This window comes from Streptomyces sichuanensis (assembly GCF_020328095.1).
In the GTDB taxonomy this organism is placed as follows: Bacteria; Actinomycetota; Actinomycetes; order Streptomycetales; family Streptomycetaceae; genus Streptomyces; species Streptomyces cinnamoneus.
This window is the reverse complement of sequence record NZ_JAIXMK010000046.1, coordinates 26,309-51,971: the sequence shown is the minus strand read 5'-3', so window position 1 is coordinate 51,971 and position 25,663 is coordinate 26,309. Positions and strand designations below refer to the sequence as shown.

General features: G+C 73.2%; 21 protein-coding genes. 15 read left to right on the top strand and 6 right to left on the bottom strand.

Annotated elements, in window-relative coordinates:
- Positions 1 to 5: 5 nt before the first annotated feature.
- The gene (paaN, locus tag LE181_RS15525) at positions 6 to 1,712 is read right to left on the bottom strand and encodes a phenylacetic acid degradation protein PaaN (RefSeq protein ID WP_225661867.1); all 1,707 of its coding nucleotides are present in this window, start codon (positions 1,710 to 1,712) and stop codon (positions 6 to 8) included.
- A gap of 183 nt (positions 1,713 to 1,895) precedes the next feature.
- Here paaN and LE181_RS15520 point away from each other — a divergent pair, with 183 nt between their 5' ends.
- Together LE181_RS15520 and LE181_RS15515 are read left to right on the top strand one after the other, a co-directional pair.
- On the top strand, positions 1,896 to 3,419 hold the full coding sequence (locus LE181_RS15520) for a 3-hydroxyacyl-CoA dehydrogenase (RefSeq protein WP_225661866.1): 1,524 nt from the start codon (positions 1,896 to 1,898) through the stop codon (positions 3,417 to 3,419).
- Positions 3,420 to 3,421: 2 nt separating this feature from the next.
- The gene (locus LE181_RS15515; RefSeq protein WP_225661865.1) at positions 3,422 to 4,030 is read left to right on the top strand and encodes a TetR/AcrR family transcriptional regulator; all 609 of its coding nucleotides are present in this window, start codon (positions 3,422 to 3,424) and stop codon (positions 4,028 to 4,030) included.
- On the opposite strand, the gene LE181_RS15510 is transcribed toward LE181_RS15515, so the two are convergent.
- Positions 4,027 to 4,548: an Lrp/AsnC family transcriptional regulator gene (locus LE181_RS15510; protein WP_225661864.1), complete on the bottom strand. Its 522-nt coding sequence runs from the start codon at positions 4,546 to 4,548 to the stop codon at positions 4,027 to 4,029. The genes LE181_RS15515 and LE181_RS15510 overlap by 4 nt on opposite strands.
- 170 nt (positions 4,549 to 4,718) lie before the next feature.
- On the opposite strand from LE181_RS15510, the gene pdhA (LE181_RS15505) reads away from it, so the two are divergent.
- The 9 genes from pdhA (LE181_RS15505) to LE181_RS15465 all read left to right on the top strand — a co-directional run bounded on the left by pdhA (LE181_RS15505) (position 4,719) and on the right by LE181_RS15465 (position 15,393).
- Positions 4,719 to 5,888 carry a pyruvate dehydrogenase (acetyl-transferring) E1 component subunit alpha gene (gene pdhA / locus LE181_RS15505; protein ID WP_225661863.1) on the top strand — a complete coding sequence of 390 codons (1,170 nt, stop codon included), beginning with the start codon at positions 4,719 to 4,721 and terminating at the stop codon, positions 5,886 to 5,888.
- Entirely contained in the window at positions 5,885 to 6,958 is a 1,074-nt protein-coding gene (locus LE181_RS15500) for an alpha-ketoacid dehydrogenase subunit beta (protein WP_225661862.1), read from the top strand. Before pdhA (LE181_RS15505) ends, LE181_RS15500 begins: the two co-directional genes overlap by 4 nt.
- Positions 6,958 to 8,391 (top strand): dihydrolipoamide acetyltransferase family protein, encoded by a 1,434-nt coding sequence (locus LE181_RS15495; RefSeq protein WP_225661861.1) that lies wholly within the window; start codon positions 6,958 to 6,960, stop codon positions 8,389 to 8,391. The genes LE181_RS15500 and LE181_RS15495 overlap by 1 nt, the downstream gene beginning before the upstream one ends.
- Before the next feature lie 106 nt (positions 8,392 to 8,497).
- Positions 8,498 to 9,373 (top strand): NTP transferase domain-containing protein, encoded by an 876-nt coding sequence (locus tag LE181_RS15490; RefSeq protein WP_225661860.1) that lies wholly within the window; start codon positions 8,498 to 8,500, stop codon positions 9,371 to 9,373.
- A gap of 1,355 nt (positions 9,374 to 10,728) precedes the next feature.
- Entirely contained in the window at positions 10,729 to 11,853 is a 1,125-nt protein-coding gene (locus LE181_RS15485; protein ID WP_372458367.1) for a molybdopterin molybdotransferase MoeA, read from the top strand.
- Positions 11,850 to 12,923, top strand: a complete 1,074-nt coding sequence (locus LE181_RS15480) for a potassium channel family protein (RefSeq protein WP_225661859.1) — start codon at positions 11,850 to 11,852, stop codon at positions 12,921 to 12,923. The genes LE181_RS15485 and LE181_RS15480 overlap by 4 nt, the downstream gene beginning before the upstream one ends.
- Positions 12,924 to 13,019: 96 nt before the next feature.
- Positions 13,020 to 13,997 carry an NAD(P)H-quinone oxidoreductase gene (locus tag LE181_RS15475; RefSeq protein WP_225661858.1) on the top strand — a complete coding sequence of 326 codons (978 nt, stop codon included), beginning with the start codon at positions 13,020 to 13,022 and terminating at the stop codon, positions 13,995 to 13,997.
- A gap of 168 nt (positions 13,998 to 14,165) precedes the next feature.
- A complete protein-coding gene (locus LE181_RS15470; protein ID WP_225661857.1) occupies positions 14,166 to 14,672 on the top strand; it encodes a hypothetical protein in 507 nt (168 codons plus the stop codon).
- 160 nt (positions 14,673 to 14,832) lie between these two features.
- The gene (locus LE181_RS15465; RefSeq protein WP_308103137.1) at positions 14,833 to 15,393 is read left to right on the top strand and encodes a bacterial proteasome activator family protein; all 561 of its coding nucleotides are present in this window, start codon (positions 14,833 to 14,835) and stop codon (positions 15,391 to 15,393) included.
- 147 nt (positions 15,394 to 15,540) lie between these two features.
- Here LE181_RS15465 and LE181_RS15460 read toward each other — a convergent pair whose 3' ends face one another.
- Entirely contained in the window at positions 15,541 to 17,241 is a 1,701-nt protein-coding gene (locus LE181_RS15460; protein ID WP_225661856.1) for a protein kinase domain-containing protein, read from the bottom strand.
- Positions 17,242 to 17,560: 319 nt separating this feature from the next.
- Here LE181_RS15460 and LE181_RS15455 point away from each other — a divergent pair, with 319 nt between their 5' ends.
- The gene (locus LE181_RS15455; RefSeq protein WP_225661855.1) at positions 17,561 to 19,162 is read left to right on the top strand and encodes a protein kinase domain-containing protein; all 1,602 of its coding nucleotides are present in this window, start codon (positions 17,561 to 17,563) and stop codon (positions 19,160 to 19,162) included.
- Positions 19,163 to 19,207: 45 nt separating this feature from the next.
- Here LE181_RS15455 and LE181_RS15450 read toward each other — a convergent pair whose 3' ends face one another.
- The 3 genes from LE181_RS15450 to LE181_RS15440 all read right to left on the bottom strand — a co-directional run bounded on the left by LE181_RS15450 (position 19,208) and on the right by LE181_RS15440 (position 21,462).
- Positions 19,208 to 20,260, bottom strand: coding sequence for a phosphotransferase (locus tag LE181_RS15450; RefSeq protein ID WP_225661854.1), 1,053 nt, complete (start codon positions 20,258 to 20,260; stop codon positions 19,208 to 19,210).
- A gap of 15 nt (positions 20,261 to 20,275) precedes the next feature.
- Complete coding sequence (locus tag LE181_RS15445) at positions 20,276 to 20,719, bottom strand: pyridoxamine 5'-phosphate oxidase family protein (protein WP_225661853.1); 444 nt, start codon at positions 20,717 to 20,719, stop codon at positions 20,276 to 20,278.
- Positions 20,720 to 20,802: 83 nt separating this feature from the next.
- Positions 20,803 to 21,462, bottom strand: a complete 660-nt coding sequence (locus LE181_RS15440; protein WP_225661852.1) for a response regulator — start codon at positions 21,460 to 21,462, stop codon at positions 20,803 to 20,805.
- A gap of 362 nt (positions 21,463 to 21,824) precedes the next feature.
- Here LE181_RS15440 and pdhA (LE181_RS15435) point away from each other — a divergent pair, with 362 nt between their 5' ends.
- From pdhA (LE181_RS15435) to LE181_RS15425, 3 genes are read left to right on the top strand one after another with little or no spacing between them, the layout of a single operon-like run.
- A complete protein-coding gene (pdhA, locus tag LE181_RS15435; RefSeq protein WP_225661851.1) occupies positions 21,825 to 22,967 on the top strand; it encodes a pyruvate dehydrogenase (acetyl-transferring) E1 component subunit alpha in 1,143 nt (380 codons plus the stop codon).
- A 2-nt stretch (positions 22,968 to 22,969) separates the two neighbouring features.
- Entirely contained in the window at positions 22,970 to 23,950 is a 981-nt protein-coding gene (locus tag LE181_RS15430) for an alpha-ketoacid dehydrogenase subunit beta (RefSeq protein WP_225661850.1), read from the top strand.
- A gap of 21 nt (positions 23,951 to 23,971) precedes the next feature.
- Positions 23,972 to 25,483, top strand: coding sequence for a dihydrolipoamide acetyltransferase family protein (locus LE181_RS15425; RefSeq protein ID WP_225661849.1), 1,512 nt, complete (start codon positions 23,972 to 23,974; stop codon positions 25,481 to 25,483).
- The last annotated feature ends 180 nt before the right edge of the window (positions 25,484 to 25,663 follow it).

Genomic DNA, 25,663 nt, shown 5'->3' with positions numbered 1-25,663 from the left:
CGGGGTCAGGCCGGGCGGCGCACCTCGACCGTGCGGAACCGGCTCGCGACGAACGCCCCGTCGCACAGAGCGGCATTGGCGGCGGGGTTGCCGCCCGTGCCGTGGAAGTCGGAGAACGCGGCCGTCTGGTTGACGTACACCCCGCCGGTCAGGTTGAGGGAGAGCTGGGCGCACTCCTCCAGGCACGCCTCCTCGATCAGCCGCTCGACGTCCGGCGACGTGGTGTACGCGCCGACCGTCATCGCCCCCTTCTCGCGGACCGTGCGGCGCAGCAGCTCCACGGCGTCGGCGGCGGAGTCGACGGCCACCGCGAAGGCCACCGGGCCGAAGCACTCCGAGAAGTAGGCCGCTTCGGCGTCCGGCTTGGCGCCGTCGAGCTTGACGATGACGGGCGTGCGGACCGTGGCCCCGGGGAAGTCGGGGTTTGCCACGGACCGGGAGGCGAGGGCCACCTCGCCCAGCTGGGCGGCCGCGTCGATGCGGGCACCGACCTGGTCGTTGACGATGGCGCCGAGCAGGGCGTTGGCCCGGGCGTCGTCGCCGAGCAGCTTCTCCACGGCGGTGGCCAGGTCGGTGACGACCTCGTCGTACGACTTGTGCCCGGCGTCGGTGCCGATGCCCTCGCGGGGGATCAGCAGGTTCTGCGGGGTGGTGCACATCTGGCCGCTGTACAGGGACAGGGAGAAGGCCAGGTTGGAGAGCATGCCCTTGTAGTCGTCGGTCGAGTCGACGACGACCGTGTTGACGCCGGCCTTCTCCGTGAAGACCTGGGCCTGGCGGGCGTTCGTCTCCAGCCAGTCGCCGAAGGCGGTGGAGCCGGTGTAGTCGATGATGCGGACCTCCGGGCGCACCGCCAGGGCCTTGGCGATGCCCTCGCCGTCGCGCTCGGCGGCCAGGGCGACGAGGTCGGGGGAGAAGCCGGCCTCGGCCAGCACCTCGCGGGCGATGCGCACGCTCAGCGCGAGCGGCAGCACCGCGCGCGGGTGCGGCTTGACCAGCACGGCGTTGCCCGTGGCGAGCGAGGCGAACAGGCCCGGGTAGCCGTTCCACGTGGGGAAGGTGTTGCAGCCGATGAGCAGCGACACGCCGCGCGGCACGGCCGTGAACTCCTTCTTCAGCTCCAGGGGATCGCGCTTGCCCTGCGGCTTGACCCACTGCGCGTCGCCCGGCACGGCCGTCTGGGCGGCGTAGGCGTACGCCACGGCCTCCAGGCCGCGGTCCTGTGCGTGCGGCCCGCCGGCCTGGAACGCCATCATGAACGCCTGGCCGCTGGTGTGCATGACCGTGTGGGCGATCTCGTGCGTCCGGGCGTTGATGCGCGCGAGGATCTCCAGACAGACCGCGGCCCGGGCCTTCGGCCCGGCCTCGCGCCACGCGGGCATGGCCGCGCGCAGGGCCGGCAGCAGGACATCGATGTCGGCGTGCGGATACTCCACGCCGAGCTCCAGGCCGTAGGGCGAGGACTCCGTGGCCGACCAGCCGTCCGTACCCGGCTGGTCCAGCTCGAAGCGCCGGCCGAGCAGCGCGTCGAAGGCGGCCTGGCCCTCGGCGGCGCCCAGGCTGCCGGGCACGCCCTGACCGTCGGCTCCGTACGCCTTGGGGTGCTCGGGGTACGGCGACCAGTAGGCGCGGGAACGGATGGCGTCCAGGGCCTGGTCGAGCGTGGGCAGGTGCTTCTCGATCAACTGGGCGGTGGTGAGTCCGGCGGTCACGTCTGACCAACTCCTCGTCGAGCGGGGCTCTGACAGTGCGACTGGGGCGACTGGGGGCGACAGGATCGTGCGACTGCGTTCGGGGGACCGGAACGACCCCCGATGGATACAGTAACCGAACGATCGGTCGGGACAAGGGGGCCCGGCAAAGCTGTGGACAACTCATCGGGGAGGATCACAGACATGACCCCAATCGACCCGTCCCGCACCGTCGCCGTCGTCGGCACGGGCACCATGGGACAGGGAATCGCCCAGGTCGCCCTGGCCGCGGGGCACCCCGTGCGGCTGTACGACGCCGCCCCCGGCCGTGCGACGGAGGCGGCCCGGGCGATCATCGGCCGCCTCGGCCGGCTCGTGGACAAGGGCAGGCTCGACGCGGCCGACCGGGACGCGGCACTCGCCCGCCTGCGTCCTGCCGCACAGCTGACCGAACTCGCCGACTCCGCGCTCGTCATCGAGGCGATTCTGGAACAACTCGACGCCAAGCAGAAGCTGTTCGGCGAGCTGGAATCGGTCGTCGCCGACGACTGCCTGCTCGCCACCAACACCTCCTCGCTGTCCGTGACCGCCGTCGCGGGCGCCCTGCGGCGGCCCGAGCGCTTCGTCGGCCTGCACTTCTTCAACCCCGCCCCCCTGCTGCCGCTCGTGGAGGTGGTCCGCGGCCACGCCACGGACGAGGCGGCCGCCGAACGGTCCCGGGCCACCGTGGCCGCCTGGGGCAAGACGCCCGTGAGCTGCGCCGACACCCCGGGCTTCATCGTCAACCGCATCGCCCGGCCCTTCTACGCCGAGGCGTTCCGGCTCCACGAGGAGCAGGTCGCCGACCCCGCCACCATCGACGCCGTCCTGCGGGAGAGCGGCGGCTTCGCGATGGGGCCGTTCGAGCTCACCGACCTCATCGGCCAGGATGTGAACAACGCCGTCACCCGTTCGGTGTACGAGGCGTTCTTCCACGCCCCGAAGTTCACGCCGTCGCTCGCCCAGCAGCGGCTCGTGGAGGCCGGGCTGCTCGGCCGCAAGACGGGCCGCGGCTGGTACGCCCACGGCGAGGGCGCCGAGCGGCCCGAGCCGCACACGGCCGCGCCCTGCCGGGCGCCCGCGGCGATCGGACACAGCCTGCGGCTGTCCGGGCCCGCCGCCGTCCTGCCGCGGATGATCGAGGAGGCGGGCATCAAGGTCACCCGGGAGGGCGGCGAGGACGTCTTCGACGGCTGCCTCGTCCTGCCGGGCGGCACCCGGCTGGCCCTGGCCGACGGCCAGGGGCCCACCAACGCCGCCTACCTGGGGCCGCGCATCGACTTCGACCTGGCCCTGGACTACCGCACCTGCACCCGCGTCGCCCTCGCCCCCTCGGCGACCGCGCCCGAGGAGGACGTCGAGGCGGCCATCGGCCTGTTCCAGGCCCTCGGCAAGAAGGTCAGCGTCATCGGGGACGCCCCCGGCATGATCGTCGCCCGGACGGTCGCCCTGCTCGTCGACTTCGCCGAGGACGCCGCGGGCCGGGGCGTGGCGAGCCGCGAGGACATCGACACCGCCATGCGCGCAGGCGTGAACTACCCCCGCGGGCCCCTGGAGTGGGCCCGCGGGCTGGACACCGACTGGCTCGACCAGTTCCTGCGGAACATGGACCACGAGTACCCGGGCGGCCGCTACGCCGCCTGCCAGCCCCTCCGCCGCCGTGCGGCCGTCAAGGAGAGCCTGCTGTAATCATGACCATGGCCAAGCGCGACACCTACACGCCCGAATCGCTGCTCGCGGTCGCCGTCAAGGTGTTCAACGAGCGGGGCTACGACGGCACCTCCATGGAGCACCTCTCCAAGGCGGCCGGCATCTCCAAGTCCTCGATCTACCACCACGTCAAGGGCAAGGAGGAGCTGCTCCGGCTCGCGATAAGCCGCGCGCTGGACGGGCTCTTCGCCGTGCTCGGGGAGCCGGGTGCCACCGGCGGGCCCGCGATCGACCGGCTCGAATACGTCACCCGGCGCACGGTCGAGGTGCTGATGGCCGAGCTGCCCTACGTGACGCTGCTGCTGCGCGTGCGGGGCAACACGGACACCGAGCGCTGGGCGATGGAACGGCGCCGCGAGTTCGACCACCAGGTCGCCGAGCTGCTGAAGGAGGCCGCCGCCGACGGCGACCTCCGCGAGGACGTGGACATCCGGCTGGCGACCCGGCTGCTCTTCGGAATGATCAATTCCATCGTGGAGTGGTACCGGCCGGAGCGCGGGGGCGCCGCCACCGTGGCCGAGGTGGCCGACGCCGTCGTCCACACCGCCTTCGCCGGCCTGCGCACGTACAGCCGGCGGCCCGCCGGCTAACGGCCTTCCGGCTGGCGGCCCTCGTCGAGGGGGCGGTCCTCCTTGAGGTCCGTCTCCTCGAAGACCAGCAGGGTGCGCGTGCTCAGCACCTCTTCGATGGCCTGGATGCGGGTGAGGACGAGCTCGCGCAGGGCGCGGTTGTCCTTGGTGTGGACGAGCATCAGGACGTCGAAGTCGCCGCTGACCAGCGCGATGTGGGCCACGCCGGGCAGCTCGCGGAGCTCCTCGCGGACCGTGCGCCAGGAGTTCTGGACGATCTTCATCGTGATGTAGGCGGACGCGCCGTGCCCGGCCCGTTCCTGGTCGATGCGGGCGCCGAAGCCCTTGATCACGCCGTCGTCGATGAGCCGGTTGATCCGTGCGTAGGCGTTGGCGCGCGAGACGTGCACACGCTCGGCCACCGAGCGTATCGAGGCGCGTCCGTCGCTCTGCAGCATCCGCAGGATCGAGCGGTCGATGTCGTCCAGTGGGCGGGCAGCCGGTCTGCCGCCCGATGTGGCCATCTGTTCGTCCGGCATACCGCCATGCCTCCCCTTCATGGACGTCCTGTTCATATCTCAAGTTGTGGAGAACCGTTTGTCCACAGGCTCGGGCCGCCTGTAGCCAAAATGTGCCGACGACCGAACAATCGGTAGGGAGAGCGCAGGACGCTTTCCGGTCAAGCTCGTCCCAAGAGGAGGTGCTCGTCATGACGGTTCTGGAGCAGCCCGGCTCGTACCGGCCCACCCCGCCCCCGGCCTGGCAACCCCGTACCGACCCCGCCCCGCTGCTGCCCGACGCGGAGCCGTACCGCCTGCTGGGCACCCCCGCCGCGAAGCGGCTCGATCCGGCTCTGCTGCGGAGGCTGTACGGGCAGCTCGTGCGCGGCCGCCGGTACAACACCCAGGCCACGGCGCTGACCCGCCAGGGCCGGCTGGCCGTCTACCCCTCCTCCACCGGGCAGGAGGCGTGCGAGGTCGCCGCCGCGCTGGCCCTGGAGGAGCAGGACTGGCTCTTCCCCAGCTACCGCGACACCCTCGCGGCCGTCGTGCGCGGCCTGGACCCCGTGCAGGCGCTGACCCTGCTGCGGGGTGACTGGCACACCGGCTACGACCCCCACGAGCACCGGGTCGCCCCGCTGTGCACCCCGCTGGCCACCCAGCTCCCGCACGCGGTCGGGCTCGCCCACGCGGCCCGGCTCAAGGGCGACGACGTCGTCGCGCTCGCCATGGTCGGCGACGGCGGCACCAGCGAGGGCGACTTCCACGAGGCCCTCAACTTCGCGGCCGTCTGGCGGGCGCCGGTCGTCTTCCTCGTCCAGAACAACGGCTTCGCCATCTCCGTACCGCTCGCCAAGCAGACCGCCGCGCCCTCGCTCGCCCACAAGGCCGTCGGGTACGGCATGCCCGGCCGGCTCGTCGACGGCAACGACGCGGCCGCCGTGCACGAGGTCCTCTCCGAGGCCGTGCACCGGGCCCGGGCCGGCGGCGGGCCCACGCTGGTGGAGGCCGTCACCTACCGCATCGACGCCCACACCAACGCCGACGACGCCACCCGCTACCGCAGCGACGCCGAGGTCGAGACCTGGCGCGCGCACGACCCGATCGCCCTGCTGGAACGGGAGCTCACGAGCCGCAGGCTGCTGGACGACGCCGCGATACGGGCCGAGCAGGACGCCGCCGAGCGGATGGCCGCCGATCTGCGCGAGCGGATGAACCAGGACCCCGCGCTCGACCCGATGGAACTGTTCACACATGTTTACGCCGAGCAGACTGCCCAACTGCGCGAGCAGGCAGCACAATTGCGTGCTGAGCTGACTGCTGCCGGGGAGCTCCCGGGCGCCCCGGAGGGCGGCCCCCAGGAAGGAACGCAGCGATGACCACCGCGCCCGTCGAGACAGGCCGCAAGCCCGCCACCATGGCGCAGGCGCTGGGCCGGGCGTTGCGCGACGCCATGGCCGACGATCCTGCCGTGCACGTCCTCGGTGAGGACGTCGGCACCCTGGGCGGTGTCTTCCGGGTGACCGACGGACTGGCCAAGGAGTTCGGCGAGGACCGCTGCACGGACACGCCCCTGGCCGAGGCGGGCATTCTCGGGACGGCCGTGGGCATGGCCATGTACGGGCTGCGGCCCGTGGTGGAGATGCAGTTCGACGCCTTCGCCTACCCCGCCTTCGAGCAGCTCATCAGCCACGTCTCCCGCATGCGCAACCGCACCCGTGGCGCGATGCCCATGCCGATCACCGTCCGCGTGCCCTACGGCGGCGGCATCGGCGGCGTGGAGCACCACAGCGACTCCTCCGAGGTCCACTACCTGGCCACGCCGGGGCTCCACGTCGTCGCCCCGGCGACCGTCGCCGACGCCTACGGGCTGCTGCGTGCCGCGATCGCCTCCGACGACCCGGTGATCTTCCTGGAGCCCAAGCGGCTGTACTGGTCGAAGGCCGACTGGGACGCCGAGCGCCCGGAGCAGGTGCCGGGCATCGGCCGCGCGGTCGTCCGCCGGCCGGGCACGTCCGCGACGCTCATCACCTATGGGCCCTCCGTGCCGGTCTGCATGGAGGCGGCCGAGGCGGCCACGGCGGAGGGCTGGGACCTGGAGGTCGTCGACCTCCGGTCGCTGGTGCCCTTCGACGAGGAGACCGTCTGCGCGTCCGTGCGCCGGACCGGCCGGGCGGTGGTCGTGCACGAGTCGACGGGCTTCGGCGGCCCGGGCGGGGAGATCGCGGCCCGGGTCACCGAGCGCTGCTTCCACCACCTGGAAGCGCCGGTCCTGCGGGTGGCGGGCTTCGACATCCCCTACCCGCCGCCGATGCTGGAGAAGCACCATCTGCCGGGCGTGGACCGGGTCCTGGACGCGGTGGCGCGGCTGCAGTGGGAAGCGGAATGGACCTCTGACGACGGCAATGTCGGCAACGACGGCAACGCATACGAGAGTGGTGCGCTCTGATGGCGGTGGTGCGCGAGTTCACGCTGCCCGACCTCGGTGAGGGACTCACGGAGGCGCAGGTGGTCCGCTGGATGGTGAACGTCGGCGACGTCGTCGCCGTCGACCAGCCGGTGGTCGAGGTCGAGACGGCGAAGGCCATGGTGGAGGTCCCCTGCCCCTACGGAGGCGTGGTGACCGCCCGCTTCGGCGAGGAGGGGACGGAGCTGCCCGTCGGCGCCCCGCTGCTGACGGTGGCGGTGGGCGAGCCGGCCGCCGTGCCGGATCCCGGTGCGCCGGAGCCCGTTACGGCTGCCGGTTCCGCGTCCGGCGGTGGGGACGAGGGATCGGGCAACGTGCTCGTCGGCTACGGCACCCAGGCGCCGGCGGCCCGGCGCCGCCGGGTCCGGCCGCAGGCCCGCGAGACCGGCCGGCTGTCCGCGCGCCCCGCCGAGCAAGTGCCCGCGGCCACGTCCCTGGCGGTGATCTCCCCGCTCGTACGGCGCCTCGCGCGGGAACGCGGCGTGGATCTGTCCCGGGTGCGCGGCAGCGGGCCGGACGGGCTGATCACGCGCGCGGACGTCGAAGCGGCGGCGCACGAGGTGCACGCGGCGGGGGCGGCGGCCGTGCCGGCGGAGCAGACGCCGTCTGTGGGACGGGCGGTGTCCGCGGCGGGGGCCGGGCAGACCGCCCGGGCCGCGCGGCCCGGACACCGGACCGAGACGGCCCGTCCCGGCCGCCGTGGGGCAGCCGGCCGGCAGACTGCCGAGGGCCTGCGCGTACCGCTGCGCGGGGTGCGCGGCGTGGTGGCCGACAAGCTCAGCCGCAGCCGCCGGGAGATACCGGACGCGACGTGCTGGGTGGACGCGGACGCCACGGAGCTGATGGCCGCCCGTCGCGCCATGAACGCCTCCGGTGGGGCCAAGGTCTCACTGCTGGCACTGCTGGCGCGCATCTGCACGGCGGCGCTCGCGAAGTACCCCGAGCTCAACGCCACGGTGGACACCGAGGCCCGCGAGATCGTCACGCTGCCCGACGTCCATCTGGGCTTCGCGGCCCAGACCGATCGCGGCCTGGTCGTTCCCGTCGTGCGCGATGCGAGCGCCCGCAACGCCGTCGAGCTGTCGGTGGAGATGGCCCGGCTCACCGAGGCCGCACGGGCCGGCAAGCTCAGCCCGGCCGAGCTGACCGGCGGCACCTTCACCCTCAACAACTACGGGGTGTTCGGCGTCGACGGCTCCACGCCGATCATCAACCACCCCGAGGCGGCGATGCTCGGCGTCGGCCGAATAGCACCGAAGCCGTGGGTGCACGAAGGGGAGTTGGCGGTGCGGCAGGTGGTGCAGCTGTCGTTCACCTTCGACCACCGGGTGTGCGACGGCGGTGTCGCGGGCGGCTTCCTGCGGTACGTGGCCGACTGCATCGAGCAGCCGGCGGTGCTCTTGCGGACGGTCTGACGGTCTGGCGGTCTGGCGGTCGTCCGGCGGTCGTACGCTCTGGCGGGCCGAGGGGCCCCGCCCGGCCGGGCCCTCGCCTTCGCCGGGGGCTCGCCATACTCGACGCGTGACGGATTACGACGCGGTAGTGCTGGCCGGGGGTGCCGCCCGGCGACTGGGCGGGACCGACAAGCCCGCCGTGCGGGTCGGTGGGCGGTCCCTGCTGGACCGGGTGCTGAGCGCCTGCGCCGGTGCCGGCAGGACGGTCGTCGTGGGGCCGCGCCGCCCCACGGTCCGGCCGGTGACCTGGACCCGCGAGGAGCCGCCGGGGGGCGGGCCGCTGGCCGGGCTGGCCGCCGGATTGCGGCACGTCGGGGCCGGACGGGTGCTCGTGCTCTCCGCCGATCTGCCGTTCCTGCAGGCGGAGGCCGTCGGGGCGCTGCTGGAGTCGGCCGACGAGCGCGCGGGGGCCGAGGGTGCCGTGCTCACCGATGCCGGGGGGCGGGAGCAGCCGCTCGTCGCGGTGTACGGGGCGGAGCCGTTGCGGCGCGAGCTGGGCCTGCTCGTCGCCGAGCACGGCACGCTGCACGGGCTGCCGCTGCGGCTCCTCACGGATGAGCTGAAGCTCGCCCGCGTCCACCACCCGACCGCCGCCTTCGACTGCGACACCTGGGAGGACATCGGCACGGCCCGTGCGCGCATCAGGGACGATGGGAGCGTGCTCGATGAATGGATCTCCGCGGTCAAGGCCGAACTCGGCATCGAACTGGACGTCGACAGGGCCGGCCTTCTCGACCTCGCGCGCGATGCCGCGCACGGTGTGGCGCGCCCTGCCGCGCCCCTGACGACCTTCCTCGTCGGGTACGCGGCCGCCCAGCGCGGCGGCGGCCCGGAGGCCGTGGCCGATGCGGCCCGCCTGGCCGGCGCGCTGGCCGCCCGGTGGGCGGAGGAGGCGGACGCTGCGGCGGGCGGGCCGGCGTCCGGGGCTGACGAGCCGTCATGAGCGAGGCCGAGCTGGAGCGGGAGCAGGACGCTGCGCTGGACCGGGCGACGGACGAGGCGTTGGCGCTGCTGGCGGATCCGGGGGCGGGGCGGTCTGCGGGCTCTGGGGGTTCCGGGGGTTCTGCGCGGGCCGCCGTGAGCGATACGCGGGTGCCGCGTGACGGTTTCTCGTTCGACTTCGCGTCGGATCCGTTCGCCGGGGCGGCGGGGGGCGAGGGCTCTCGGGCGGTGCGGGAGGAGGAGCTGGACGTGCCGTTTGCGGGGGTGCGGTTCTTCGACACGATGCGTGGGGGTGGGGAGGATTCCCCCACCCCGCCCCTTCCCGAAACCGGGGCTCCGCCCCGGACCCCGGGGGGCGGGTGGGACGAGCTTCCCGCTGCCGGGTGCGGCGACGCCGGTCCGGCGGGTGGACCCACCGAGGCGTCCCCCGTGCGGGGGGTACGGCCCCAGATGCCGGAGCCTGCCACCCTCGCCCGGCCCACACCGCGTCGCCCCCGCGGACGAGCCGCCGCCGCTGCGCTCCCGCCCTCTTCGGCGTCCGGCGCCCACGAGCCGACCGCCTGCGCCGGTGTGCCCCAGCCTTCGGCTTCCGCCTCCGACGCCCATGACCGGGGTGTCCTGGCCGGTGCTGCCGCGGGCGGGCCGGGTGCGGTCGGTTCCGCGTCGGGCGTCCGCGCGTCCGGGGTCTCCGCCGGTGCCGCTGGCGATTCGGATACGGTCGGCTACCGGTCAGGTGCGCACGCTTCGAGCGCGTCTGCTGGTGCGGTCGGGTGTCCCGGATGCGCGTCCGGGGTTCGCGAGGCCGGTGCCGCCGGTGCCGCCGGTGCCGCCGGTGCCGCCGGTGCCGCCGGTGGGTCGGGTCTGGCCGGCTTCCCCTCCGGTGCCCACGGGGCGAGCGGCTCTGCCCGTGCGGGTGGGGGTCCCCGTTCCGCGGCCGGTGGTCCCGCGCCCGGTGCCGCTGGTGGGTCGAGTGGGGCCGGTTCCGCGTCCGGTGGGCATGGCCCGTCCGGGTCCCTGGGTGCCGCGTCCGGTGCCCCCGGTGAGTCGGGTGCGGCCGGCACCCCGCCCCCCGACCGCCGCCCGAGCTCCTCCGCCCGTCCCGCCGACGAACCGGACGCAGCCCCCACCCCGGCCCGCGGCCGACCGCAGCAGCCTGGAGGCACCGGCACCGGCACCGGCACCCCCGCCCCCGGACCCGCCGACGCGCAGCGGGGCGTCGGGGGCCCCGCCCCCCACCGTTCCCATGCCCTCTCCTGGCCCGTTGCGCGGGCCGTGGCCGGGGACGTCGGTGAGGCGCCCGTTGCCGTGCACTGTGGGGTTGCCGAGGCGTTGGGGCAGACCTTGGGGGGTGTGGTGGTGGCGCTCACCGATCTGCCGGCGTTCGACACCTCCGCCATGGACGGGTGGGCCGTCGCCGGGCCCGGGCCCTGGCGGTTGCCGCACGGGGAGGAGCACGCCGGCATCCTCGCCGGGTGCCCCGACGTCCTGCCGCTCCGCGACGGCGAAGCCGTCCGCATCGCCACCGGCGCGCGCGTACCGCCCGGTGCGACCGCCGTGCTGCGCAGTGAGCACGGCACCGTCCGCCCGCAGGGCGAGCTGTACGCCGCCCGGCACCTCACGCAGGGCCAGGACATCCGGCCGCGCGGACAGGAGTGCCGGCGCGGCGACGAGCTGCTGCCCGCCGGCACCCTCGTCACGCCCGCCGTGCTCGGCCTCGTCTCCGCCGCCGGCTACGACCGGCTGCGCGTCGTCCCCCGCCCCCGCGTCGAGGTGCTCGTCCTCGGCGACGAACTCCTCCGCGAGGGGCTGCCGCACGACGGCCGCATCCGGGACGCGCTCGGTCCCATGCTCGGGCCCTGGCTGCAGGCCCTCGGCGCCGAGCCCGTGGGCGTCCGGCGGCTGGGGGACGACGCCGCCGCGCTGCGGGCCGCGCTGGAGGCGTCGGACGCCGACGTCGTCCTCACCACGGGCGGCACGGCCGGCGGCCCGGTCGACCACGTCCACCCCACGCTGCACGGCCTCGGTGCCGAGCTGCTGGTCGACGGTGTCGCCGTCCGCCCCGGCCATCCGATGCTGCTCGCCCGCCTCGCGCCGCGACGGTATCTGGTCGGCCTGCCCGGCAATCCGCTCGCCGCCGTGGCGGGCCTGCTGACCCTCGCCGAGCCGCTGCTGCGGACCCTCTCCGGCCGTCCGCCCGCCGACCGCTGGGGGGCCCGGCTCGCCGAGGCCGCACCGGGGCACGCCACCGACACCCGTCTGGTGCCGGTGGCCTACGAGGGCGGTGGCAGGGTCCGGCCCCTGCGTTTCCACGGCCCCGCCATGCTGCGCGGCATCGCGAGCGCCGACGCGCTGGCCGTCCTCCCGCCCGGCGGCGTGGACCAGGGCGGGCAGGCCGAGCTCCTCGGCCTGCCCTGGCAGACGGGCCCCGGGCAGGCCACGAACGGCTCCTGGCAGACCGGGCGCAACGGAGGCGTGCGGTGATCCTCCCCAGCCACGACGCCGCGGCCCGCGACGGCCAGCACGAGACCGACTTCCGGGTCCTGCTGCCCCGCTACCACGTGGCCCCGATACGGCAGGTCGGCCGGCGCCTGCTGATGGCGCTGCTGGTCATGGTCGCCACGGTGTTCATCGTCTACGCCGACCGCACCGGCTACCACGACAACGCCGACGGCAGCGTCGACTTCCTCGACGCCGTCTACTACTCCACCGTCACCCTGTCCACCACCGGATACGGCGACATCGTCCCGTACAGCGACAGCGCCCGCCTGTCGAACATCCTGTTGGTGACGCCCCTCCGTGTCCTCTTCCTGATCATCCTGGTCGGCACCACGCTCGAAGTCCTCACGGAGCGCACCCGTGAGCAGTGGCGGCTGACCCGCTGGAGGTCCGCTTTGCGCGATCACACCGTCGTCGTCGGCTTCGGCACCAAGGGCCGGTCGGCCGTGCAGACCCTCTGCGCGGCGGCCGGTGGCACGGTGCGCGAGAAGGAGCGGATCGTCGTCGTCGACCCCAACCCCAAGGTCGTCGAATCGGCCACGGCCCACGGTTACGCGGGCGTCATCGGCGACGCGACCCGCAGCGACGTCCTGATGCGGGCCGAGCTCCAGAAGGCCCGTCAGATCATCGTGGCCACCCAGCGCGACGACACCGCCGTGCTCGTCACCCTCACGGCCCGTCAGCTCAACCGCACCGCGAAGATCGTGGCGGCCGTGCGGGAGGAGGAGAACGCCCCGCTGCTGCGGCAGTCCGGTGCCGACGCGGTCATCACGAGTGCCAGCGCCGCCGGCCGGCTGCTGGGCCTGTCCGTGCTCAGTCCCAGCGCCGGCACGGTCATGGAGGACCTCATCCAGCAGGGCAGCGGCCTCGACATCGTCGAACGGCCCGTGGTCAAGGCGGAGGTGGGGCGCGGCGTGCGGGACACCGACGACCTCGTCGTCTCCGTCCTGCGCGGGCACCGCCTGCTCGGCTACGACGACCCCGAGGCGAGCCCGCTCAAGGCCACCGACCGCCTGATCACGATCGTGCGGGCCCGCCCGCCCGCCGAGGGGTAGGCCCGGGCGCGGGACCCGGCGGACCGACCCGCCCGTGGGCAAGGCGGCCCCCGTCAAGGGCTGCGGCGGCGGCCCCCGCGAAGTAGCCTCGCGTCCATGCATGCGATCACCATTCCCGTACCCGGCGGACCCGAGGCACTGGTCTGGGCCGAGGTTCCCGACCCCGCGCCGGGCGAGGGCGAGGTCCTGGTCGAGGTCGCGGCGGCCGGCGTCAACCGTGCCGACCTGCTGCAGCGGCAGGGGTTCTACGACCCGCCGCCCGGCGCCTCCCCGTACCCCGGCCTGGAGGTCTCCGGCCGCGTCGTGGAGCTCGGCCCCGGCGTGAGTGGCTGGGCCGTCGGCGACGAGGTGTGCGCGCTGCTGGCGGGCGGCGGATACGCGGAGAAAGTCTGCGTGCCGGCCGGACAGTTGCTGCCCGTTCCCGACGGCGTGGACCTCGTCGAGGCCGCCGCCCTGCCCGAGGTGACCGCCACGGTCTGGTCCAACGTGTTCATGGTGGCCCACCTGCGGCCCGGCGAGACCTTCCTGGTGCACGGCGGCGGCAGCGGCATCGGCACCATGGCCGTGCAGCTCGCCAAGGCCGTCGGCGCGCGCGTCGCCGTCACGGCGGGCGGTGCGCAGAAGCTGGAGCGCTGCCGGGAGCTGGGCGCCGACATCCTCATCGATTACCGCGAACAGGACTTCGTCGAGGAGCTGCACAAGGTGACGGGCGGCGTCGGCGCGGACGTCATCCTCGACATCATCGGCGCCCAGTACCTGCAGCGGAACATCGACGCCCTCGCCGTCAACGGCCGGCTGGCCGTCATCGGCCTCCAGGGCGGCCGCAAGGGCGAACTCGACCTGGGCAAGCTGCTCGCCAAGCGGGCCGCCGTGACGGCCACCTCGCTGCGCGGGCGGCCGCTGGCCGAGAAGGCCGCCATCGTGGCGGCGGTGCGCGAGCACGTCTGGCCGCTCATCGCGGGCGGGCGCGTACGGGCGGTCGTCGACCGCACCCTCCCGATGGAGGAGGCGGCCACGGCGCACCGGGTCGTCGAGGACAGCACTCACGTCGGCAAGGTGCTGCTCACCCACTGAAGCACGGGCCGCTCACCCACTGAAGCGATCTGCTGCGCACCAACTGGCCGCAGGCACGGCGCCCGTAGCGCGGCGTCACCCGAACCCGCCGCTCAGCGCGCCCCGTGGCACGGGGCGTGTGAGGGTGGAGGTGTCCGTAGGGGGGCGCCTCGTGCGGAGGGTGGCGCCATGGGCGGTGGATCGCGAACCGCGGCCGTGCTCGGCCTGGCGGTCTCGGCAGCGCTGATATCCGCGGGGCCGGCGTGGGCCGGGGAACCGGAGCCCACGTCCGCACCGCCCTCGCTGCCCGTGACGGCCACGACCTCCACCACGGTCTTCCCCTCCTCGCCGCCCTCCCCCGGCGCCGGCCGGCTGGCCGGGACGGTCGCGGGGGAAGGCCGCAGACACCCCGGCCGGGAGACCGACGACGAGACCCGGTCCGACCACGAGGACGCCGGCCGGCCGCAACGACCGGCCGCCCCGCACGCGCCCTCGCCCTCGTCGGCCCCGCGCCCGCCCGGCGGCGCGGCCCCCGCCCGCCAGCCCGCCCACCAGCCCGCCCGGGCGCCCGCCCGCGACCCCGCGGACCAGGCCGATCCGGCGGACCGGGTGATACGGGTGCTCCCGCTGGGCACCGGAATGACCCTGACGGGCCTGGGACTCGGCTTCCTCGCGCTGCGCCTGCGCCGCCGCTAGGTCGCCGCCGGGCGGACGAACGGGGCGCCCGGCCGCCGCCACGCCCCCCTCTGGAGGCGTACGCCCCGAAAATATGTGCGCCCCTGCGCGCCCCTGCGGTGGATCAGACGTGTACGGGGGCATCACCAGGGGGAAATCACCTGTGCGAGAGAATGGCGGCATGGATATGCCGAGGAATGAACGGTCGCAGGAGAGCCCGCACGTCCTGGTCGTAGGGCCGGACGGCATGGCTCTCGGCAGCGCCAGCCCCGGCGGCGGGGAGGGCGACGACGAGTCGCGCGAGGTCCCGGTGACGGAGATGGTGGAACAGCCCGCCAAGGTCATGCGCATCGGCAGCATGATCAAGCAGCTGCTGGAGGAAGTGCGCGCCGCGCCTCTGGACGAGGCGAGCCGCGTCCGGCTCAAGGAGATCCACCACAGCTCCGTCAAGGAGCTGGAGGACGGTCTGGCGCCCGAGCTGGTGGAGGAGCTGGAGCGGCTGTCGCTGCCCTTCACCGACGAGACGATCCCCACCGAGGCCGAACTGCGCATCGCGCAGGCCCAGTTGGTCGGGTGGCTCGAAGGACTCTTCCACGGCATCCAGACCGCGCTGTTCGCCCAGCAGATGGCCGCCCGCGCCCAGTTGGAGCAGATGCGCCGCGCCCTGCCGGCCGGTGTGCTCTCCGACGACGAGCACGAGGGCCAGCAGCACGGCGGCGCGCGCTCGGGCCCGTACCTGTAGCCGACCAGCCGACCAGCCGACCAGCCGACCAGCCGGCCAGCCGACTGGCCGAGAAGGTCGCGAAGAGAACAGAAGAAGAGAACAGAAGAAGGGCCGGTGGTCGCTCGCGACCACCGGCCCTTCTTCGTGTCTGCCCTGCACGTGGTCCTACGTGGCCGACTGGCCCGTCGACACCGTCAGCACGAACTCGCCGTTCTTCGGGTCGAACGGGTCGCCCACCTCGGGCGACTGGGTCATCACGGTGCCCTTGCCCCACGTGTTCTCGTTCACCACGTCGATCCGGTACTTCCAGCCCGCGGCCTGCAGGCACTCCTTCACCGAGTCGACGTAGATGTACTTGAAGTCCGGCGCGCTCTTCTTCGTCTTGTCGCGGAAGTTGTCGTACGCCTTGGTGCACTTCTCGGGGGCGACGGTCTTGGACTTGTCGCCTTCCTTGACCTTCGCCTGCGTGCCGCCGGCACCGCCGCCCGTGCCGCCGGTGCCGCCCGCGGTGACGCTGCCGCCGCCGCCAGGGGCCACCGAGGCCGAGGCGGAGGGCTTGTCGCCGCCGCCCTCGTCCTTCTTCCCGTTGCCACTGAGCGAGATGGCGGCGACCACGCCGATGACCGCGAGGACCGCGACGACGGCCGAGCCGATGACCACCGAGCGGTTGCCGTTGCCGCTGCCGGAGCCGCCGGAGCCGCCGGAGCTGCCCACGGGGGCCGAGGCGGCCGCGTACGGCGCCGTGGGAGCGCCGCCGGCGCCCGGACCGGACTGGTAGGCGGGAGACGGCGTCTGGTAGCCCTGCGGCCCCGGAGGCGGAGTCTGGGCGTAGCCGCCGCCGTAGGGGTTCTGGTAGGGCGTCTGGACGCTCTGCGGGCCCGGGGCCGGGGTCCCGCTGTCCACGGGCGGGAAGACGGCCGAGCCGACGCCCGCGCCGCTGCGCGCCGGCGGGCCGCCCGCGATGATGATCGGCGAGGGCGCGGCCTGGGCCGTGCCGGTCACCCGGGCGCACTCGTCGCGCATGGCCTCGGCGCTCGGGAAGCGCTCGTTCGGGTTCTTCTTCAGTGCACGGGCGACGAGCGCGTCGACGGCCGGCGGGATGGACCGGTTGATCGTGGAGGGAGCGACGGGCTCCTCCTGGACGTGCGCGTAGGCGATGGCCAGCGGCGAGTCCGCGTCGAAGGGCAGCCGGCCGGTCAGGAGCTCGAAGAGCATGATGCCGACCGAGTACAGGTCGGAGCGGGCGTCGACGCCGCGGCCCAGGGCCTGCTCGGGCGAGAGGTACTGCGGGGTGCCGACGACCATGCCGGTCTGCGTCATCGACGTGACGCCGGACTGCATGGCGCGGGCGATGCCGAAGTCCATGACCTTGACCACGCCGCGCTTGGTCATCATCACGTTGCCGGGCTTGATGTCGCGGTGGACCAGGCCCATCTCGTGGCTGACCTCAAGCGCCGCGAGCACATCGGCTGTGATCTTGAGCGCCTTGTCGGCGGGCATCGCGCCGTACTGGGCGACGTCCGCGTCGAGCACGGAGCGCAGCGGCTGGCCCTCGACGTACTCCATGACGATGTACGGCATCGTCGATCCGTCGAGGTCGTCCTCGCCCGTGTCGAACACCGAGACGATGTTGGTGTGCGTGAGCTTCGCCACCGACTGGGCCTCGCGGCGGAAGCGCTCGCGGAAGGACGCCTCGCGGCCGAGCTCGGTGTGCAGGGTCTTGATCGCCACCTGGCGGTCCAGCACCGAGTCGTAGGCCAGGTGCACGGACGCCATGCCGCCTTCGCCGAGCAGGTCGCGCAGCTGGTAGCGGCCGCCGCCCACAGCTCGTCCCGCGTAGCGGCCCTGCGCGCCGTCCTGGCTCATGGTGTTACTTCCCCCTCGGCGCACTGCCTGGCGTACCGACCCGGCCACAGGCCCGATCCGGCTGTTCTTCGACGTATCCCGGCCAAGTCTGCCCCAGGCAACGGGCACGTCAAGCCGCGTGCCCGTTCCGTGACCGGATGCGCGACAAGGTGTCACGGGATTTGCCTTGCTCGTACCGGTACGGGTTTGATAGCCGGTCCATCCCGGACCGGCGCACGGTGCAAAGCCTGTAGCGTGCCCTAGCGGAAGACCGTTTTCCCGCGCTTCGCTTCTCACGCGAAAGCGAAGCGGAGCGGACCACACACGACGGCGAGGACTGATGGCACAGACGCAGAGCGCCCAGGGTCCGTCCGACCCTGACGCCAACGGGGGCGGTATGCCCGATGTGCCTGAAATGTGGGGTAATGGCGGGCTGGTCGGCGACGGCCGCTACCGCCTGACCCACCGCCTGGGCCGCGGTGGCATGGCCGAGGTCTTCGCCGCCGAGGACGTACGGCTCGGCCGGACGGTCGCGGTCAAGCTGCTGCGCGCCGACCTCGCCGAGGACCCGGTCTCCAAGGCCCGCTTCACCCGCGAGGCCCAGTCGGTCGCCGGCCTGAACCACCACGCCGTCGTCGCCGTCTACGACTCCGGCGAGGACACCGTCGGCCGCAACGTCGTGCCGTACATCGTCATGGAGCTGGTCGAGGGCCGTACCATCCGCGACCTGCTGCTCAACGCCGACGCCCCGCCGCCGGAGCAGGCGCTGATCATCGTCTCGGGCGTGCTGGAGGCGCTGGCCTACAGCCACCAGCACGGCATCGTGCACCGCGACATCAAGCCCGCCAACGTGATCATCACCAACACGGGCGCGGTCAAGGTCATGGACTTCGGCATCGCCCGTGCCCTGCACGGCGCGGCGTCCACCATGACCCAGACCGGCATGGTCATGGGCACGCCGCAGTACCTCTCCCCGGAGCAGGCCCTCGGCAAGACCGTCGACGCCCGCTCGGACCTCTACGCGACCGGCTGCCTGCTGTACGAACTGCTCGCGCTGCGTCCGCCGTTCACCGGCGAGACCCCGCTGTCGGTGGTCTACCAGCACGTCCAGGACACCCCCGTGGCGCCCTCCCAGGTGCTGGAGACGGTGCCGCCGGAGCTGGACGGGCTCGTCATGCGTTCCCTCGCCAAGGACCCGGACGACCGGTTCCAGAGCGCGGAGGAGATGCGCGGGCTGGTCCAGTACGCGCTGCAGATGCTGCACGACGCCGGCAGCCACACGGGCGTGTGGAACACCGGCCCGATCGAGCACGCCACCGCCTCCACCCAGGTCCTGGGCGGCATGGGCGGGGGCGGCATGGGTGCCACCACGGCCATGCCGCACCCGCAGCACGGCTCCACCTCCCAGCAGCCGATCCTGCCCCGCCGGGGCGGCGACGACGGCGGCTTCGACGGCTACAACGGCGGTCGCGGCCCGGGCGGCGGCGGCAAGGGCAAGCTGTGGCTGATCGCCGCGCTCGCGGTGGTCGCGGTCGTGGCGGGCATCGCGTTCATGCTCAAGCAGCAGGGCACGAGCTCGGCGGACCAGCACAAGACGACCGACAAGCAGTCGTCCAGCCCCAAGGCGCCCAGCCCCGGCGTCTCCAAGAGCCCGCCGAAGCACACCAGCCCCTCCAGCGGCACGGGCAACACGGGCAACGAGGACGACGGCTGGACCAAGCCGGAGCGGTCCCACGACACGTCCGACGACTGGAACAGCCGCCCGTCCAAGCCGCCCACCTCGGGCCCGTCGGGCGAGCCGTCGCCGCCGACGAAGTCGCCCAAGGAGCCGACCGCCCCGGTCACGGACGACCCGAAGAACCCCACGGGCGCGCCGGTCACCCCCGGCACCAACACCGGTGGGAACACCGGTGGCAACACGAGCATGGGCAGCGCGGGCTGACGCCGCCCCCGCACCCCCTGAGCGCGTCCGGTTCTCCGGGCGCGCTCAGTCCGTGAAGGCGGCGCGCACGGACTCGTACGCGCCCGTCCACCACACGGCCAGCGCCGCCGACGCCGGGAAGCCCGGGTCGGCGCGGTGGTCGCCCAGCTGGTAGCGCCAGCGCAGCATCCAGAAGTCGTTGAGCCGCTCCCACCACACCCGGTGCACGGCCGCGGCCAGCTCGGCCGCGTCGGCCCCGGTCGCGCGGCGGTAGGCGCGGGAGTACGGCCGTACCTTCGCCAGGTCCAGCGTGCCGTCCGGCCTCAGGAAGAAGATCACCGCGGCCCGTACGGCCTCCTCGGCGCGCGGCTGGACCCCGAGCCGGTCCCAGTCGACGATCGCGGCGGGCTCGCCGCCCCGGTAGAGCAGGTTGAGCGGGTGGAAGTCGCCGTGCACCCAGCCACGGGCGGGGGTGGCCGCGGCGGGCGGGCGGCGGTGGGCGTGCTGCTCCAGCAGGGCGCGCCGTTCCACGAGGCGGTGCTCGGCCAGCTCGTCGAAGGTGTCGCGGGGGCGGCCCCTGACGAGGGTCAGGAGCTCCTCGATGAGGGTGAAGGTCTCCTCGGGGCGGGCGGCGGTGTCCGAGCCCGCTGAGGGGCCTGCAGCGGCCCCTCCGGGGCCCTCCATGACCTCCTCCAGGCAGGTGTGCACGTGGCCGAGGAGTGCGCCGAGGCGGCGGGACTGGGTCTCGGTGAGCTCGCCGCCGTCGCGGTGGCGGCCCTCGATCCAGGGGTGGAGGGCGTAGCAGCGGCCGCCGAGGACGGTCACGGTGGCGCCGTCGGCGGTGGGGACGGGCGGGGCGACGGGCAGGCCCATGGCGCCCAGGCGGCGGGTGACGTCGTGCTGGCGGGCGATGGCGTCCCGGTCGCCGTCCAGGTGGTGTTTGAGGAAGAAGCGGCCGCGGGTGGTGGAGAGGCGGTAGCCGCGGTTGAGGAGCCCCTCGGTCAGGGTGTCGCAGGCCACGGGTTCGCCGGCGCCGTCGTAGCGGCCGAGGAGTGTGCACAGGGTGCCGAAGTCCGGTCCGGTGTCGACGGGGGCATCGGTGACAAGTGAGCGCGGCACGCCCCAAATGTTAATTCACGCAGAGTGTGCGGCTCGTCGCGCGGGTACGCCTTCGAGACGGTGCAGAGTGATGAACTGGGGTTCTATGCACAGGTATTCGGGAATGAAGGGGGCGTCGTCGGCGGAGTGCGGGGGCCGCCCGAAGCGTTCGAGTTCGTCGGGCCCGGGGCGGAAAATCCGTGCCTGGCCCACGAATTGCACGGTCCAGACGGATTCCTCGCCGTCGCGCCGCTCCGCCAGGTTGTCGGCGCCGTAGGCCACCACGCTGCCGTCGCACGCCCCGGCGTAGCCGAAGCCGCCGTGCAGTCGCAGCAGGACGCGCGGGGGCGGGCCCTCCACGACGATGTGCCGCGCCACGGTGACGAACGGCAGGGCGCGCATGCTGACGGAGATCCTGCCGTACGGGGTTCCGCCGAGCAGTTCGAGCGCGCGGAGTTCGTCATGGGACACGGTGGTCATGGCATCACTGTGCACTGCCGCCCCACCGGCCCCGTAGGGGCGCCCGGCCCCAGGTGGGGGGACGTAAGTCCCTGGCCGGCCGCTCAGCGCTTCTCGGCCTGCAGACGGGCGACGTACGCGGCGGCCTGGGAGCGGCGCTCCATGCCCAGCTTGGACAGCAGGCTGGAGACGTAATTCTTGATGGTCTTCTCGGCCAGGTGCAGCCGCTCGCCGATGGCGCGGTTGGTCAGGCCCTCGCCGATGAGGTCCAGGATGCGGCGCTCCTGGTCGGTGAGGGAGGCGAGCCGGTCGTCGCCGCCGGTGGTCTTGCCGTCGCGCAGTCTCTCCAGGACGCGGGCGGTCGCCACGGGGTCCAGCAGGGATTTCCCGGCGGCCACGTCACGGACGGCCGAGAGCAGCTCATTGCCGCGAATGGCCTTGAGGACATAGCCGGCGGCGCCCGCCATGATGGCGTCGAAGAGGGCTTCGTCGTCGGCGTAGGAGGTCAGCATCAGGCATTTGATGTTTTCGTCCTGCGAACGGATCTCACGGCATACTTCGACTCCGCTGCCATCCGGAAGGCGTACGTCCAGTACGGCGACGTCCGGCCGGGTGGCGGGAATGCGCACGAGTGCGTCCGCGGCGGTACCGGCCTCGCCGACCACCTCGATGTCCTCCTCGACGGAGAGCATCTCGTGGACGCCGCGACGTACGACTTCATGGTCGTCAAGCAGAAATACCGTGATTTTTCGTTGTTCGCGCACGCTGCCAGTCTCACACACGAAGTCTTCCCCCGCCCTTGTCCTCCGGGATAACGTGCCCCCGTTCCGGCGGCCTGCAAGGCGCTGACCTGTGGATTGGCACTCCGCATTGGCCCGCCTTTCTCGATTTACTTGGAAATCCAAGCAAAGTCGCAGGTCAGGCGGGGTTTCGCAGGAATGCCGCCCACTGGGTAACGTGCTTATTGCAGGCCATTCGCCGGGGCAACCTGTCACGCCCGGTTCCGGCCTCGGCACACCCACCCCGTGTGCCGTCGCGGATCGGGCGAGCCTCTCTCCGCCTCACGGCGGGGGGACCCCCTCTGGCCGCCGGCGACCCCGGGGGCCGGACAGACGGAGGAGCACACGTGACCGTGGACAGCACTGCCGCGCGCAAGCCGCGACGCAGCAGCAAGCGGGCCGGCGCCAAGAAGGCGGCCGGTGAGCCCGAACTCGTACAGCTGCTGACGCCGGAGGGCGAGCGGGTCGAGCACCCCGACTACTCCATCGACCTGTCGCCCGAGGAACTGCGCGGCCTGTACCGGGACATGGTGCTGACCCGCCGCTTCGACGGCGAGGCGACCACCCTGCAGCGGCAGGGCGAGCTGGGCCTGTGGGCGTCGCTGCTCGGCCAGGAGGCCGCACAGATCGGCTCCGGCCGCGCGACGCGCGACGACGACTACGTCTTCCCGACCTACCGCGAGCACGGCGTGGCCTGGTGCCGCGGGGTCGACCCCACGAACCTGCTGGGCATGTTCCGCGGCGTGAACCACGGCGGCTGGGACCCCAACGAGAACAACTTCCACCTCTACACGATCGTCATCGGCTCGCAGGCGCTGCACGCCACCGGCTACGCCATGGGCGTCGCCAAGGACGGCGCCGACTCGGCCGTCATCGCCTACTTCGGCGACGGCGCCTCCAGCCAGGGCGACGTGGCCGAGGCGTTCACCTTCGCGGCCGTGTACAACGCACCGGTCGTCTTCTTCTGCCAGAACAACCAGTGGGCGATCTCCGAGCCCACCGAGCGGCAGACCCGCGTCCCGCTCTACCAGCGCGCCCAGGGCTACGGCTTCCCCGGCGTCCGGGTGGACGGCAACGACGTGCTGGCCGTCCTCGCCGTGACCAAGGCCGCGCTGGACCGCGCCCGCACCGGCGAGGGCCCGATGCTCATCGAGGCGTTCACCTACCGCATGGGCGCCCACACCACCTCGGACGACCCCACGCGCTACCGCCTCGACGAGGAGCGCGAGCTGTGGGAGGCGAAGGACCCGATCCTGCGCCTGCGCGCCCACCTGGAGAAGCAGGGCCTGGCCGACGAGGCGTTCTTCGCCGGGCTGGAGACGGAGAGCGACGCGCTCGCCAAGCGGGTACGGGACACCGTGCGCACCATGCCCGACCCCGACGACATGGCGATGTTCGAGCACACCTACGCCGACGGGCACGCGCTCGTCGACGAGGAGCGCGCGCAGTTCGTCGCGTACCAGGCTTCGTTCGCAGAGGAGACCAACTGACCATGAGCACCCAGAAGCTCACGATCGCCAAGGCGATCAACGCCTCCCTGCGCACCGCCCTGGAGACCGACCCCAAGGTCCTCGTCATGGGCGAGGACGTCGGCAAGCTCGGCGGCGTCTTCCGCGTCACCGACGGACTGCAGAAGGACTTCGGCGAGGAGCGGGTCATCGACACCCCGCTGGCCGAGTCCGGCATCGTCGGCACCGCCATCGGCATGGCCCTGCGCGGCTACCGCCCGGTGGTGGAGATCCAGTTCGACGGCTTCGTCTTCCCGGCGTACGACCAGATCGTCACGCAGCTGGCCAAGATGCACGCCCGCGCACTCGGCAAGATCAAGCTGCCCGTGGTCATCCGCATCCCCTACGGCGGTGCGATCGGCGCGGTCGAGCACCACAGCGAGTCCCCCGAGGCGCTGTTCGCGCACGTCGCCGGCCTGAAGGTGATCTCGCCGTCGAACGCCGCGGACGCGTACTGGATGATGCAGCAGGCCATCCAGAGCGACGACCCGGTCATCTACTTCGAGCCCAAGCGCCGCTACCACGACCGCGGCGAGGTCGACACGACCGCGATCCCGGGCCCGCTGCACGCCGCCCGCACGGTCCGCGAGGGCACCGACCTGACGCTCGTCGCGTACGGGCCGATGGTCAAGACGTGTCTGGAGGCGGCGGCCGCGGCCGAGGAGGAGGGCAAGTCGCTGGAGGTCCTGGACCTCCGCTCGGTCTCGCCCATCGACTTCGACGCGATCCAGCGGTCGGTGGAGAAGACCCGCCGCCTGGTCGTCGTGCACGAGGCCCCCGTCTTCTTCGGCTCCGGCGCCGAGATCGCCGCCCGGATCACCGAGCGCTGCTTCTACCACCTGGAGGCCCCCGTCCTGCGGGTCGGCGGCTACCACGCGCCCTACCCGCCGTCCCGGCTGGAGGACGAGTACCTGCCCGGCCTCGACCGCGTGCTCGACTCCGTCGACCGCGCGCTGGCGTACTAGGGCAGAGGGAGAGTCGTGACGATGACAAGCACCGCCAACACCGGCCAGCGCTTCCGCGAGTTCAAGATGCCCGACGTGGGCGAGGGACTGACCGAGGCCGAGATCCTCAAGTGGTACGTGAACGTCGGTGACACCGTCACCGACGGGCAGGTGGTCTGCGAGGTCGAGACCGCCAAGGCGGCCGTCGAGCTGCCGATCCCCTTCGACGGCGTGGTCCACGAGCTGCGCTTCCCCGAAGGCACGACGGTCGACGTCGGCCAGGTGATCATTTCGGTGGACACCCAGCCCGGCGCGGGGCCCGCGGAGGAGGCCCCGGCCTCGACCGCCGCCCACGCCGAGAAGAGCGCGGCCTCCGCCCTGGCGGAGGAGGCCGAGCCGGAGCAGCAGGGCCGCCAGGCCGTGCTCGTCGGCTACGGCGCCGCACCGTCCTCGACCAAGCGCAGGCCGCGCAAGGCGGCCGCCACCGGGACGCGCGCGGTCGTCCACGAGCAGGCGGGTGCCTGTGCCGCGGCGCCGCAGGCGACGTTCGCCGCCGGGATCCAGGCGGAGCTCAACGGGCACGCGGCCCCGGCCGCCCCCGTGGTGCCGGCCCCCGCCGCGCCGGTCGCTCCCGCGGCTCCCGTCGTGCCCGGCGCCCGGCCGCTGGCCAAGCCGCCGGTGCGCAAGCTGGCCAAGGACCTCGGCGTCGACCTGGCCGCGGTCACCCCGACCGGCCCCGGTGGGGTCGTCACCCGCGAGGACGTCCACGCGGCCCTGACCGCCGCACCGGCCGCCGCCGAGCCCGTGGCGCCGCAGCCCGTGGCGCCCGCCGCCCCGGCCGTCGCGCAGGTGGCGCGCGAGACCCGCATCCCCGTCAAGGGCGTCCGCAAGGCGACCGCCCAGGCGATGGTGGCCAGCGCCTTCACCGCGCCGCACGTCACGGAGTTCGTCACCGTCGACGTCACGCGCACGATGAAGCTCGTCCAGAAGCTCAAGGACGACCCCGACATGGCCGGGCTGCGGGTCAACCCGCTCCTGCTCGTCGCCAAGGCGCTGCTCGTGGCGATCAAGCGCAATCCGGACGTCAACGCCGCCTGGGACGAGGAGAACCAGGAGATCGTCCGCAAGGACTACGTGAACCTGGGCATCGCCGCCGCCACCCCGCGCGGCCTGATCGTGCCGAACATCAAGGAGGCCCAGGCCAAGACGCTCCCCGAGCTGTCGCAGGCCCTGGCCGATCTGGTGACCACGGCCCGGGAGGGGAAGACCTCCCCCACCGCCATGTCGGGCGGCACGGTCACGATCACCAATGTGGGCGTCTTCGGCGTCGACACCGGCACGCCCATCCTCAACCCGGGCGAGTCCGCGATCCTGGCCGTCGGCGCGATCAAGCTCCAGCCGTGGGTGCACAAGGGCAAGGTCAAGCCGCGCCACGTCACCACGCTGGCGCTCTCCTTCGACCACCGCCTGGTCGACGGCGAGCTGGGCTCGAAGTTCCTCGCCGACATCGCGGCGGTCCTGGAGAACCCGCAGCGTCTGATCACCTGGGCGTGATCCCTGCGCGGCCCGCACCCCCGTGACGGGCCGCGCAGGTGGGTAAGACAGAGGGCCCGGACATCACTCCTCACCCCCCTCCCGTGAGGAGAGAGTGGCTGTCCGGGCCCTCTGTCTGTGTACGGAGCGGCCTCGGGACGCACTCCGCCCCTGGTCGGGAGGTGGAATGGCCCGTGCTGT

Bases quoted from the DNA above. Each gene is read 5' to 3' on its own strand.
- LE181_RS15520 (WP_225661866.1), top strand. From the start codon at position 1,896: ATGACCCCAATCGACCCGTCCCGCACCGTCGCCGTCGTCGGCACGGGC.
- LE181_RS15495 (WP_225661861.1), top strand. From the start codon at position 6,958: ATGGCGGTGGTGCGCGAGTTCACGCTGCCCGACCTCGGTGAGGGACTC.
- LE181_RS15515 (WP_225661865.1), top strand. From the start codon at position 3,422: ATGACCATGGCCAAGCGCGACACCTACACGCCCGAATCGCTGCTCGCG.
- LE181_RS15430 (WP_225661850.1), top strand. From the start codon at position 22,970: ATGAGCACCCAGAAGCTCACGATCGCCAAGGCGATCAACGCCTCCCTG.
- LE181_RS15470 (WP_225661857.1), top strand. From the start codon at position 14,166: ATGGGCGGTGGATCGCGAACCGCGGCCGTGCTCGGCCTGGCGGTCTCG.
- LE181_RS15425 (WP_225661849.1), top strand. From the start codon at position 23,972: ATGACAAGCACCGCCAACACCGGCCAGCGCTTCCGCGAGTTCAAGATG.
- LE181_RS15510 (WP_225661864.1), bottom strand. From the start codon at position 4,548: ATGCCGGACGAACAGATGGCCACATCGGGCGGCAGACCGGCTGCCCGC.
- LE181_RS15500 (WP_225661862.1), top strand. From the start codon at position 5,885: ATGACCACCGCGCCCGTCGAGACAGGCCGCAAGCCCGCCACCATGGCG.
- pdhA (WP_225661863.1), top strand. From the start codon at position 4,719: ATGACGGTTCTGGAGCAGCCCGGCTCGTACCGGCCCACCCCGCCCCCG.
- LE181_RS15465 (WP_308103137.1), top strand. From the start codon at position 14,833: ATGGATATGCCGAGGAATGAACGGTCGCAGGAGAGCCCGCACGTCCTG.
- LE181_RS15475 (WP_225661858.1), top strand. From the start codon at position 13,020: ATGCATGCGATCACCATTCCCGTACCCGGCGGACCCGAGGCACTGGTC.
- LE181_RS15460 (WP_225661856.1), bottom strand. From the start codon at position 17,241: ATGAGCCAGGACGGCGCGCAGGGCCGCTACGCGGGACGAGCTGTGGGC.
- LE181_RS15455 (WP_225661855.1), top strand. From the start codon at position 17,561: ATGGCACAGACGCAGAGCGCCCAGGGTCCGTCCGACCCTGACGCCAAC.
- LE181_RS15445 (WP_225661853.1), bottom strand. From the start codon at position 20,719: ATGACCACCGTGTCCCATGACGAACTCCGCGCGCTCGAACTGCTCGGC.